This window comes from Parapedobacter soli (assembly GCF_025460835.1).
Classification (GTDB): Bacteria; Bacteroidota; Bacteroidia; order Sphingobacteriales; family Sphingobacteriaceae; genus Parapedobacter; species Parapedobacter soli.
In genome coordinates, this window is the sequence record NZ_JAMXAY010000001.1 from 254,810 (window position 1) to 267,616 (window position 12,807).

The window sequence follows — 12,807 nt, forward strand, 5'->3', positions numbered from 1 at the left end:
TGCATGGATTGCCATCATAATTTATATAAACTTAACACGGACGACCGTTTTATTTCCATTTTGAAAAACACAAAAGTATCGTAGCTTTGCAACTTTAAACAGAACTGTACATGCCTTATTTATTTACTTCAGAGTCTGTCTCCGAAGGACATCCAGATAAAATAGCCGATCAGATTTCCGATGCACTTATCGATAATTTCCTTGCGTGGGATGCCGATTCGCGGGTAGCCATCGAAACGCTGGTCACCACCGGGCAGGTTGTCCTGGCAGGTGAGGTCAAGTCCAAGATATACCTTGATGTACCCAAAATTACCCGCTCGGTTATCGAACGTATCGGGTACACGAAATCAGAATACATGTTTGAGGCCAATTCGTGCGGTATCCTATCCGCTATCCACGAACAGTCGCCCGATATCAACCAAGGGGTAGACCGCAAAGAAAAGCAGGAGCAGGGTGCCGGCGATCAGGGGATCATGTTTGGCTATGCCAGCAATGAAACCGAGAATTTCATGCCCTTGGCCCTCGACCTCGCACATCGCCTGCTTTTCGAGCTCGCTGCCCTACGCCGTGAAAACAAACAGATAACTTATTTGCGGCCAGACTCCAAGGCCCAGGTCACGCTAGAGTATGACGACAACCACAAGCCCGTCCGTATCGATGCCATTGTGGTGTCCACGCAGCACGACGACTTCGATAGCGAAGCGGCTATGCTCGAAAAAATCAAATCAGACATCATCCATATCCTCATACCCCGGGTAAAGGCCCAACTGAAGCCTGAGCTGCAGCAGCTGTTCACTGATGACATCAAATACCACATCAACCCGACAGGGAAATTTGTCATCGGCGGCCCCCACGGTGATACAGGGCTAACCGGAAGGAAAATCATTGTGGACACGTACGGCGGCAAAGGTGGCCATGGCGGTGGCGCATTTTCGGGTAAGGATCCTTCCAAAGTAGACCGTTCAGCGGCATACGCCACACGGCATATCGCAAAAAATCTCGTAGCGGCAGGCGTGGCAGACGAATTGCTTGTCCAGATATCGTATGCCATCGGTGTAAAAGACCCAATTGGCATTTATGTCAACTCCTACGGTACGGCTAAGGTCGGCTTCACCGACGGTGAAATTGCCCGGAAAATCCACGAGTTGTTCGATATGACACCTTATGGCATCGAAAAACGCCTCAAATTACGCAGTCCGATATATTCCGAAACAGCAGCTTATGGCCATATGGGTCGCGAACCGCAAACGGTAACGAAGACTTTCGAAAACAGCAATGGCAAAACCGTCACAACGGAAGTCGAGCTATTCACTTGGGAGAAGCTCGATTACGTAGATAAGGTAAAAGTAGCGTTCGGTCTGTAACTACACCCTTTTTATAATACGGCAGCAGCTGTTTCCGCTTGGCGGTTTATCTTTTTGACCAATCCCTGCAACACGTTGCCCGGCCCCACTTCGATAAACGAGGCAGCTCCGTCTTCGATCATGTGTACGATGGTTTGTGTCCACCGCACGGGACCGGTAAGTTGTTCGATGAGGTTGTGCTTAATCGCTTCAGGGCTGGTGTATGGTTTAGCATCTACATTCTGGTATATTGGGCATACCGGTTCACTTATCGTTACCGCCTCAATAGCCGCCTGCAATTCCACTTTCGCTGCTTCCATCAGTGGAGAATGAAAAGCCCCTCCAACATTGAGTTTTAGTGCCCGTCTCGCCCCCGCTTCTAAAAGCAGCTCACAGGCCCTATCTACCCCCTCAACGGTTCCTGAAATAACCAGTTGCCCGGGGCAGTTATAATTGGCTGGAACCACCACGTCACTTACGCGTTGGCATACATCCTCAACGGTAAAATCGTCCAATCCCAAGATGGCAGCCATGGCAGACGGCTGTATCTCGGTAGCTTTCTGCATGGCGTTCGCCCTCGCTGCCACCAAACGCAGGCCATCTTCGTAGCCAAGTGCCCCGGCAGATACCAACGCCGAGAATTCGCCGAGAGAGTGTCCTGCCACCATGTTGGGAGCAAAACCTTGCCCCAACGCTTTCGCCAGGATGACAGAGTGCAGGAAAATAGCCGGCTGTGTGACCTTGGTCTGTTTAAGCTCTTCGTCCGTACCATCAAACATCACGTCTGTAATCCGGAAGCCCAAGATCTCATTGGCCTGCTCAAACAGGAATTTGGTTTCCTCGTTATGGTTGTACAGGTCTTTGCCCATACCTACGAATTGGGCCCCTTGCCCGGGGAAAATATATGCTTTCTTCATGTCGTCGTTCTAGTTTATTTGCATCGCCAATGCGTACGTGCAGGGGCAAAGATAGGGGAATATGCGGTAATTGTGGAAGAGATTCAAAAGAATAGTCCCATCAGGCTCCAATACGTTCAAAATCCTTAGGCAACACGCCAAACTGCTTTTGGAAACACTTCGAAAAATATGATGCCGAGTTAAAACCAACCAGATATGCAATCTCACTGATTCGGTAATCCTTCTCCCGCAGCAATTCAGCCGCCTTTTTTAAACGTACCAACCGAATAAAATCATTGGGCGTCAGCTCGGAGATCTGCTTAACCTTCCTATAGAAAGTTGCACGGCTCATATTCAGCGCAGCGGCTAGTTTATCCACATCGAGGTCTACCTCGTCCAAGCGGGCGTGAATTGTCTTGATCAGTTGGTTCAAGAAACATTCGTCGGCTTTGGAGTGGGCAATCGTTTCATAGGCCGTTTCCGGCCGCCGTTGGTAGGCTTCCCGTATCTTGCGGCGTCCCTCTAGGAGGTTTTCAATACGGGCACGCAAATAATCAATCGAATACGGCTTCTCAATATATTCGTCTGCTCCGGTTTTCAGTCCGGCTATCTTCGATTGGAGACTCGTTTTGGCGGTTAATAGGATGACGGGGATATGGCTAAATTTCAGGTCTTCCTTTACGCATTTACAAAATGTGATGCCGTCCATCACGGGCATCATGATGTCACAGATAATAATATCCACTTGCGTTTCGGCCAGTATGTTAATCGCTTCTCGGCCATGGTCGGCCGCTAGCACGTGGTAATCGCTCTGAAGCTGGCTAGCAACGAATTGCCTAAATTCGACGTTGTCCTCCACGAGAAGGATGGCCCTTTTTACGTCAAGCCGAAGCAATTCGTCCACTTCAGCTATTTGTTGAAGAGGATAATCTGCCGTGGCCGTTCCTATCGTATCTTCAACCCGTTCGTGGCAGGCCTGGCGGATGGGAAGCTCGAAAACAAAACAGGTTTCCGATGCAGATTGGGGCAAATACAAATCGCCGTTATGCAATTCGGCAAGTGACTTGGAGAAAGCAAGACCCAATCCCGAACCTTGGGTTTTCTCATCGAGTTTGAAAAACGGAAGGAAAATCTTGTCGGCAGCTTCCTGGGCGATAGGCTTGCCGTCATTTGCCACGGTCACCTTTACACACCCATCATGCTCGACCAACGAAACGCTGACGCATCTGTAAGCGTGCTTCAACGCATTGTGCAGCAGGTTGCTAACCACCTTACTGAAAATCTCGACGTCCAAATCGACGTAAACGGCTCCAGGAGGAAGCTCCATATCGATTTCAATCCGATTGAGTTTGGCCGAAGAAATGAACCGGCTGACCGTTTCGCGGATAACAAACACCAGGTCTGTTTGGACAAAGTGGACGGCTACACCCTTCGCTTCCGCTTTGCGGAAATCAAGTAGTTCGTTCACCAGTTTAAGCAAACGGTTCGTGTTGCGTTCCATAATCGAGAGGTTCTCCCAGTGAGTGTCGGTCGGGTCGGTATGCTTCATTATTTCTTCCAAGGGTGCTTTTATTAAGCTAAGTGGTGTACGTATCTCATGCGTAATGTTGGTAAAGAAATCGATCTTCGTGTCGTAAAGCTCCTTCTCCTTCCGACGGGCAATTGCCTGCAGCATTCGCTTGTTGCGCGCACGCGTACGATCGGTAAAATACCGCACCACCCCATAGGTTAATAAAACGAAGAGAACAAGGTAAATAAAATAAGCCCAGCCTGTGCGGTAAAAGGGCGGAAGCACACGAATAGTTACGTGGTCGCCCTCATCGTTCCATACTCCATCACTATTTGACGCTTTCACGCGGAAAATATAGTTGCCGGGCGGGAGATTCGAATACGTGACCCGCGGTTGATAATCCGTATATATCCACTCTTCATCCTTGCCTTCTAACCGATATGCATATTGGTTGCGTTGTGGTGACACATAACTCAATGCAGCAAAACTGATACTGAAAATAGAGGCATTGTGGGGGATCTCCAGCTCCCGCACACCAACCAGCTCCTGGTTGTGAAGTTGGATACCATTGATCACCACAGGTGGTGGCACTTCGTTCTGCCAAATAGTATACGGGGCGAAAGCGACAAACCCTTTGATGCCTCCGAAATAAAGCTTGCCTCCCCTGCTGCGCAAGCCGGATTTGTAATTAAATTGGTCGCCAAGCAGGCCATTCGCATGGGTGTAAACCGTGATACTACGACTCTTATTATCTAGCTTAAATAAGCCGTTATTTGTGCTGCCCCAAATATGCCCCGATAGATCCACAACCAGCTGGTAGATGACATTATTGGGCAGCCCGCTATCTTCGGAATAAAAATCGGTAAACACATCACGTTCGCGATCGTAGCGAAACAACCCTGCACCTTCGGTACCCACCCATAAATGGTTGTGTTTATCGAGCAATAGGCAGGTCACTTTACCACTGGTCGCGTTGGTAGGAATCGGTGTGGCATAATGTTTCCAAGTGTCCGTATTGCGGTGGTAGGCATAGAGGCCTCCGCCAATCGTGGCAAACCAAAGTACGCCCCTGTGATCTTCCACGATATCATTAACCTGGGCGGTAATCAATGAATCCTGTACCGGAACGAACCCGTCGGTCCGTTCATCATATCGACATAACCCCATCATGGTGCCTACCCAAATGACGTTCATGTAATCCTTGTAGATGGAATAGATGTTATTGTTAATCAACGAACCTCGGTCGGATGAACTCCTATATTGTTTGTATCGTTCGGTCTTCGAGTCCAACACAAATAACCCTTCGGTAAACGACCCCACCCACAACCTATCCCCGTCTTGCATAAGCGCATGCACGTTGGTGGCTGGCAAATAGCCATTCGTAAACCGCTTGGTCTCTGGGTCAAATCGGTGTAGACCAGCATCTTCCGTACCAATCCAGATATGGTCGTCATCCGCCTCACAGAATTCACTGATACTTTTGCCTTTAATGGAATTGCTCCCCGTGACGGGGTAATATTTCTCAAAGAGGCTATAAGGCTCAATATAATAATTGACGCCTCCAAAAAAAGTACCCAACCACATCCCTCCCTCGCGATCTTGGTAAACGGAGTGTACGGCATTGTCAGTGATAGAAAAGGTATCTCCGTTCACATGACGTAAGTTCTCGTACTGACGGGTTTGCGGATGGTAAATATAAAGGCCACTTTCCGACCCTATCCATAGATCGCCATTGTCTGCGCGGGAGATGTGTCGTACATACAGCGGTCTGTCGCGACTGTCTCGCTCAAGTAGCGGCGAAAATGACCGCGTACGCAGATTAAAAATCTGGACCCCACCGGTGGTCGTTCCTACGAGTAGGTTTTCGGCATCGAGCGGGGAGATGTCATTGACATCGTTGTCTTGCCCGGTAACCGAATTCGGCCGGATAAGAAACTGGGTGACGCGATCTTGCTCTGTATCTAGGCAATACATACCTTGGTGATACGTACCTATCCATACGTGGCCGGCGGTATCGAAGGCGATGCACCTGATCCATACCGGAGCTGGGCTACTACCGCTGGTCAAATCAAAATAAGTGAGTTGTCCCGATGGTGTTGCACGGAATACACCCTTATTAAAAACAGCCATCCAGATATTCCCATCGCGGTCTAGTTTGATGTCACGTACTAGTCCCGATACGTTTTTACCGTCAGCCGTCTCAGCGTTGTACCGCCGGAATCGTTCTGTACGCGGATTGTATAGATACGCGCCATCGCTCGTACCTATCCAGAGTATGCCGTCAGTGTCTTGAGCAATGGCCGTAACCGTATTGCTTCCCAAGCTACAGCTGTCACGGCTATTTTTCTTAAATACCTTGAAAGTCTGCCCGTCATACCTGTTGAGTCCGTCCTGGGTACCAAACCACATATATCCCTGACGGTCCTGAAATATAGTATAAACGGAGCTTTGCGATAACCCATCTTCTACTTGGAGACTTCGGAAATAGTAGTTGCCCTGGCCATCCCGTGGCTTCTGTCCCCAGCAGACCGCGCAATCCAACAAAATAAGCACCCCGACCAGCCATAGCCGGTATGCCTTCGATTCAATTAACATTTTCCTCATAATCCATCGCCCACGCTGCTTGTCAATGACTCGGATGCTGATCGATGCCCTCACTCGGCGTGTCTGAATACACAATATAATTCCGTAGGGTAATTGTATAATCATCATGCGGATTGGTTACCACCAAACGGACATCGTGATTACCTTTCGGCAAACCGTAGACCCAACACACTTCATACCGACGTGTATTGAAATCAGTAGGCATTTTAAATGTCGACACCTGATCGCCATCAATATGCAGTTCAACCTCAAACACATACTCCGGAAGTGTAGATTGTCGCTTAGCCGCTCCGCCTCGAACAACAAGTCCTGTCCCTTCAAATGCGAGCGAAAACGTATCGTCCAGCACACTGTTTATCGACCTTTTGGCTATCGGATACGTCCCTTCGAAGCTTTTTTCATACCGCACGGGGAGGGGAGCAGTATAAGGTAACGCAACGGAGTCAGCCGCTACCGTACCTCCATTTTTGTCGATCATACCCAGTGCATGGTTATAGCTAATCTCATACACATCATTCAATGAAAATTTGGTATGCATGAATTTCATATCTTCAATATCAGTGAGTCCCATTTTCCAGTAATCAGGAATACGGCTATACCCGAGCATCGTGCCTAATATGCCTGCGGCACTCGACGGGTTGCAATCGGAATCCTGACCAGCGCGCGTGGCAATTTCCAATGTTTGGGTAAAGTCGCCTCCGCCATACAGTAATCCCAGTACAATGTATGCTGCGTTGATTTTCGCATCGATATTATATGCGGCGAAAACGCCGTCCGGGCATCCCACTTCGGCCGACCATTTTTTTTGGATCTCAAACCAATTTTGCTTCCAATCGTCGGGGTGTGTTTGGTGCCATTGGATAACGTCAGCAATACACTGATAGAAATCACTTGCCTCTGGAATCGTTTTAAGGGCTTCTGAAACAATATATTGCACATCGTCCGACACGAATGCTAGCGTATACATCGCCCCCACATAAACCCCTCCGTACCAACCATCCCCGTAATTCATAATGTGTCCCACCCTATCGCTGAGTGCAGATGCTGAATTCGGCATACCGGGATTCATCAGCCCAGCAAAGTCTGACTCGATTTGGTAATCAATATCGTCTGCATGCGGGTTATTTAACCAATGCCCCGATTCGGGTGGGTTTATACCATTTAAAATATTATGCCGGGCCGCCTGATTCGCATGCCACAATGGGTACGCTGCCGTCGCAAAGGCCGCTGCGAATGAATCCACAGGTGCGTCCAAACCAACCCGTTCCAAAACATCCACAAAGGTAAGGTCCATGTAAATATCGTCATACAATCCCGGATGATTTTCCATGGTGGTTCGCAAATATCCATCATACCACTCCAACGGATGGTTGTCGTGGATGTAAGACCCTTGGAAATGAAATTCGGTAGGACCACCAAACGTGACACCGATGGTTTGGCCAGCCCACCCACCTTTGATTTTGTCTCGAAGCATGTCTTTGCTAAGCGTGGTTTTCAGCTGAGCTCTATCGGGGATATTGCAAGCAGCGACGCAGCCGAACACAGCGAGCATCATCGCCCTAACATGTACGGAAATCCGTTTAACAAGCATAGTCAAATCTAGCGATTTATATTAATGAATCAACCCCTATTTATCCTTTACGCATCGGAATCCCACCGTCGCGTTGCGTTCAAAGCCCTGTGATACACGCAATAGGTATTGCCGGTAATGCAATTCCCGTGGCCCACCCTGCACGTACCACCAGCTCGACGTGGGGTTGAAGTAGGAACCACCCTTCATCATAATGTAGGTGTATGAGCCGCTTTTGTACACATCATTGGTGAGCTGCCAAACCGACCCAACCAAATCTTCCAAGCCATAGGGATTGGCACCGCGTTTGTAGTTCCCAACGGGATACGGTTTGCCGCCCAGGTTGGCCAGCTTGGGGTCCATGCCTTTAATCTTGTAAACCGTCAAGCTATTGGTTACCGGTTCCAGTTCGCGGGTAATATTTTTGATATCTCCTGACCACGGCCACTCGCGGCAATCCGGTGTCTGTGCAGCGTACTGCCATTCGGTTTCGGTGGGCAGTCGCTTGCCGGCCCAGCGGGCGTAGGCTTGTGCGTCTTCATAACTCACGTAAACCACCGGATACCGTTCTTCACCCTTAACCGGCCGGCCGTCGCGCCAGTGCTTCAGGAAGTTTACTGTATCGCTAGGGTGGTAGCCGCTTGCCCGCATGAACTGCAGAAAATCGGCATTCGTGACTGGATGTCGGTCCATCCAAAATGCTGGAAACTCGAATCCCTTGCCTTGGTTATGCTTGGGGTAGGCAATAAACTCGTCACCATTAGTGGCGTTAAATACGAAAGATCCGGCCGGAATTTCAACCATGCCATCCGTGTTACCCACTTTGGGTGACGGCGACACATGGCTGGCCAGGCGCGGTGTGCCGGCTTCGATGGTCACTACCCGCTCGTCGAGCAGCCTGCCGTCATCAAACAGCTGAACCACCAACTTGCCCTCGTGTCGACCGAAATGTTCGAAGATGTCCAGTTCATGGTGGCCTATGGCCAACTCCACCGGTTTCTTTTCGTAGTCGGGTACACCGGCCCATATTTCGATTACGTTCCCCCGGGAAGCACTCACGCGCAACACATTATTATGCATGGCCACTTCGAGTTCGATGGGCAACTGAGCTATACAGCCCACTTCGCCTTCGTTATTGGTGCCGAGGTCGAACCGATCGAACGCATGGACTTTAGCCACCGTGTAAAACCTACCGTTGCGCTCAACGGGTGTAACCTCTTCATGGTTCCATAGGTCCACAAAGTGGGTACCCTCGGAGGGATTAACCTCGAATAGCGGCTCATGCAGTCCATCCGGCTTTATACTGTAGATAGTGTAGATGGTCTTTTCCGCTGTGGACCATTGGTTTACATACACACTATCCACCAAGGTGGGAATCAAAGGCGTATACCCACGGCTCAGAAAATTATGCGTATTCTGGCGCAATATTCGGCTGGTGCGGCCCAGGTAATGGTACTGCTCATCTACCCAGTCGGGTTGACCGGGCGCAAAGATATTAAGTTCAGTACCGTATCCATTGAAAAAAGCCGTAGCGAACTCGCGCTTTATGGGTTCCTTGGCCAACTCAGCCACCCTGTAGATGGTGAACTCTGGCTTGATAAATTTATTGAGGTTGAACATGGGTGGGTAGTATAACGCATTATGCACGCGACCAGACACAATGCCCTGCATATCTTTCGGCACGGCGAACCCTTCGCTGTACATAATAACACCGGGCTTGGCCCGGTCTGCGGCTTCCTGCAGCTCCACACTCGAGCCTCCCTTGGTATCAAGAACCACCCCATCCGCCCCGGTATGCATAATGAGGTCATATAAGCCATCCATGTGCCCCTCATCGCGGGTGCTTTCATCCCAGGGGTTGTAGCATAAGAAAAACGCCGTGCCCTGACTACGGCAGTATTCCGCATCCCGGCGTATTCCCTCCATGCCCCCCGGTAAATCGCGAAACATGTCGAATTGGTTTCGCTGGTCGATGCCCAATGTGGGCCATGTGGGCCACAGGCCAATGACATCGTCGCCTCCGTAGAGTCGTTTCCCACGCTCGATGAAGGCGGGCAATCCCGACTGCCCGGTTTCACTGTCGTAGTAAAACTTGTCCCATGCCATAATCAGATGCATCACGTAGGTGTGCCTTATCCATTTGAGGTCCTCGCGTTCAAATAAGCTGTTGTCAAATGTATCGACATCGTAGAGGTAGCGTTCCTGAAAGATTTTCTTCAGCCCCGCCTGCCAGTCGCCCTGATAGGTATCGGCGAAAAAGGTATAATCGATGGATCCTCCCGGTGCAAGCGTGGTTTCAAAACGGCGGAGCGTGGCATTTTGACCACTTGCCCGGTCGCGGCGCACGAGTGCGCACACCGACAGGTCGTCGCCGAGCGGGGAACCGCTGTAGCCGAGCTCCCAGGCGTTATCTGGCAGGATGCAGTTTACCGGGGTCCTGTTCGGGAGAAATAGGTGCGACCGCGAGAGACCATGCTTCCCCTTTCCTGTAATGTATGCAGATTTGCCGGTCCGGCCTAAAGGAACGACGTTGGCTAATACGACGGTATCGGCCGAAACATTGGTGAACCGTAGCATCCCCTTAATACCCGGTGTGAAATCAGGGTCAGGCTTAAAGACGACTTCCATTACCTCTTTTGCTGTATTGGCGGTCAGCTGGCGATCGTCCACTTCGAATACAACCAGCGGCAGCGGTTTCACATTGACCAAGCTGGCGCCACTAGCGTCCACGAACCCCGTTACCTCGCCATGCCCAGGCGATAACGACAACTGCTTCAGCTCCTGAGCGTTCAGAGCGGAATCTGCGCACAAAGCCACGTATAACAGGAATAAGCAAGAGATGAATTTCCCAGTAGTATCAGATAATGTTTTAATCATAACGTGTTGAGTTTAATAAGGGACAATGAGTGGGAAAGCCGAAATCCGTAACGTGGTAGCACCATAGGGGATAAGGGTAATCTCCTCCTCGGGCATTTCGTTAGTCGATTCGATGCCATAGATGATCCCACTATGCGGAAGTGGTCCGGCCATGCCGTTATACAGCTTCCAGGAGGGCATCCGCTTGCCAGTGGCTTTGATTTCGATCGGTGCGTTTTCCGGGTTCCACGGATAGGATAAATCAACATTCTTCCGCTTAACCACCCGGAACGCATCACCCATGTCTTTGTTCGAGAAGTCCATGATCCCATAGTTCCATGGCGACTCGGGATATACCTCGTAATATTCATTGCCGTAGCGATCTGGGTGATCGGTGATAGATTTTCTCTCCCAACGCTCCGCAATCTTCAGGGCATATACAACAGGGCCCCGTTCCACGGCAACCGAATTCTCGTGCCACGTACTTGTGGTGACCTCCATGGGCAAAGCGAGCTCCACATGGTCGCCCGACTCCCATCTCCGTTCAATTACGGCAATGTTACCTGCCTCGGTGGCACCATCCCATCGCTCTCCGTTTATCCGAATTTCTGCACCGTTACACCAAGTAGGTATGCGTAAATGGAAAGGAAATACCACGCTTTCTTCACCATTGGGGAAATGGAAGCTGAATCGAATGGCCTCATCAAATGGGTAGTGGGTCTCCTCTTCCACGGCTATGGCGACACCGTCAGCTACCTTGGCCGTAACCGCGCTGGGCGAATAGACCAATGCCGCTAGCCCACCGTCGTGCGTGGCGTACCAGAGGTTCTGCGTAAACTTCGGCCAACCCTGATGCATGTTTGAAGTGCAACACGGATAACCGGTAAGCAGCCCGAACACGAGGTCTGTCTCACCGTGGTTGATATTGAAGTTGTAGGCGCGCCGCTGAATCTGCACCTGGTTAGCCTGTTGGAAATATTGTCGGTTCATAAAATCATCCGTGATCTGCGTAGGCAATGCATTAAAAGCCACCTTTTCCAAGTGCTCTGCAAAATCGACATCACCCGTGATTTCCAGCATCTTCTCCAAGGAGAACATCAATTCCACCGCCGAGCAAAGCTCAGAGCCCTGCGTAGGATTGTTACCATGCAAGGCCTCATCGCCTCCATACATGCCCTGCGGTTGCCCATTAAACTTTCGGATATCGTGGAAACCCAGCTTCACCGCATCGATATAGCGTTTGTCGGGGTTCTGCTGGTAATAGATAATAGGTTCTTTGAGGCCTTGGGCGAGATTGACACAATGGATGCTACCGACGGTAGTCAGCATTCCGCGCTGCTCAAACTTCGTGGTAAAGTCCTTGCCTTGGCTGTGAATCAGTTCCGCCAGATCTAGCAGGAATTCGTCTCCGGTAATGTTATACAGCCAATATACAGCCTGCAGGTTGTCGCCCGATCGGAACTCGGCCCAAAAGGTCCAGTGACCGAGGGGCTCCTCTTTCAATGTTTTCAGCTGATAATCGAAGTATTTGGTCATCAAGCGGACCACCCGCTCATCGCCTGTAGCTGAATAGTATTGCTGAAGGATTTTTAACACCACCATTTTGGGCCACCAATCATGTGCGTTGTTACGCTGTAGACCGGGCTCGGGTCCATAATCTGTATCCGGCCCGAAATAGCCATTCGATTTCTGGCTGTTAATCGCCCATTCCACCCACGGTTGCACCTTTGCTTTCAGTGCATTGTCATCGAGAATATAAGCAAGGGGCAATAAACCATCTATCCAGTAAGGTCCACGTTCCCATTGGTCGCCGTCACCACCCAACCAACCATTGCGCGGACCCATCACCTCTGGGTACAACGCATCGAGGTGACCGGTGGCTCCTTTTTTCTGTCGTACCAGCATCTCGTGCAGCCACCCTCGCGGTTTAATGTCGCCCAGCGGCAGCTCAATATAGGGCCTCTCGATAAGGGGCGCCCGGTTGTTCCGGTAGTTTTGAGCCGTGGTTTCCATACTATATAAACATGC

Annotated in this window: 6 protein-coding genes; 1 reads left to right on the forward strand and 5 read right to left on the reverse strand. The window is 50.3% G+C overall.

What is annotated here, in order from left to right; genetic code table 11:
* Positions 1-110 precede the first annotated feature (110 nt).
* Positions 111-1,364: a methionine adenosyltransferase gene (metK, locus tag NGM62_RS01020; protein WP_262245271.1), complete on the forward strand. Its 1,254-nt coding sequence runs from the start codon at positions 111-113 to the stop codon at positions 1,362-1,364.
* Positions 1,365-1,375: 11 nt separating this feature from the next.
* Here metK and fabD read toward each other — a convergent pair whose 3' ends face one another.
* The 5 genes from fabD to NGM62_RS01045 form a co-directional block, all read right to left on the reverse strand.
* Entirely contained in the window at positions 1,376-2,260 is an 885-nt protein-coding gene (gene fabD / locus NGM62_RS01025) for an ACP S-malonyltransferase (protein WP_262245273.1), read from the reverse strand.
* A 100-nt stretch (positions 2,261-2,360) separates the two neighbouring features.
* Positions 2,361-6,353, reverse strand: a complete 3,993-nt coding sequence (locus NGM62_RS01030) for a hybrid sensor histidine kinase/response regulator transcription factor (protein ID WP_262245274.1) — start codon at positions 6,351-6,353, stop codon at positions 2,361-2,363.
* A gap of 22 nt (positions 6,354-6,375) precedes the next feature.
* Positions 6,376-7,944 carry an ADP-ribosylglycohydrolase family protein gene (locus NGM62_RS01035; RefSeq protein WP_262245276.1) on the reverse strand — a complete coding sequence of 523 codons (1,569 nt, stop codon included), beginning with the start codon at positions 7,942-7,944 and terminating at the stop codon, positions 6,376-6,378.
* 36 nt (positions 7,945-7,980) lie between these two features.
* Positions 7,981-10,800 (reverse strand): formylglycine-generating enzyme family protein, encoded by a 2,820-nt coding sequence (locus NGM62_RS01040; protein WP_262245278.1) that lies wholly within the window; start codon positions 10,798-10,800, stop codon positions 7,981-7,983.
* A gap of 12 nt (positions 10,801-10,812) precedes the next feature.
* Positions 10,813-12,792, reverse strand: a complete 1,980-nt coding sequence (locus tag NGM62_RS01045) for a glycoside hydrolase family 127 protein (RefSeq protein WP_262245280.1) — start codon at positions 12,790-12,792, stop codon at positions 10,813-10,815.
* Between the last annotated feature and the right edge of the window lie 15 nt (positions 12,793-12,807).

Coding starts and splice junctions, on each gene's coding strand:
- NGM62_RS01040 (WP_262245278.1), bottom strand. CDS start 10,800: ATGATTAAAACATTATCTGATACTACTGGGAAATTCATCTCTTGCTTA.
- NGM62_RS01035 (WP_262245276.1), bottom strand. CDS start 7,944: ATGCTTGTTAAACGGATTTCCGTACATGTTAGGGCGATGATGCTCGCT.
- metK (WP_262245271.1), top strand. CDS start 111: ATGCCTTATTTATTTACTTCAGAGTCTGTCTCCGAAGGACATCCAGAT.
- NGM62_RS01030 (WP_262245274.1), bottom strand. CDS start 6,353: ATGAGGAAAATGTTAATTGAATCGAAGGCATACCGGCTATGGCTGGTC.
- NGM62_RS01045 (WP_262245280.1), bottom strand. CDS start 12,792: ATGGAAACCACGGCTCAAAACTACCGGAACAACCGGGCGCCCCTTATC.
- fabD (WP_262245273.1), bottom strand. CDS start 2,260: ATGAAGAAAGCATATATTTTCCCCGGGCAAGGGGCCCAATTCGTAGGT.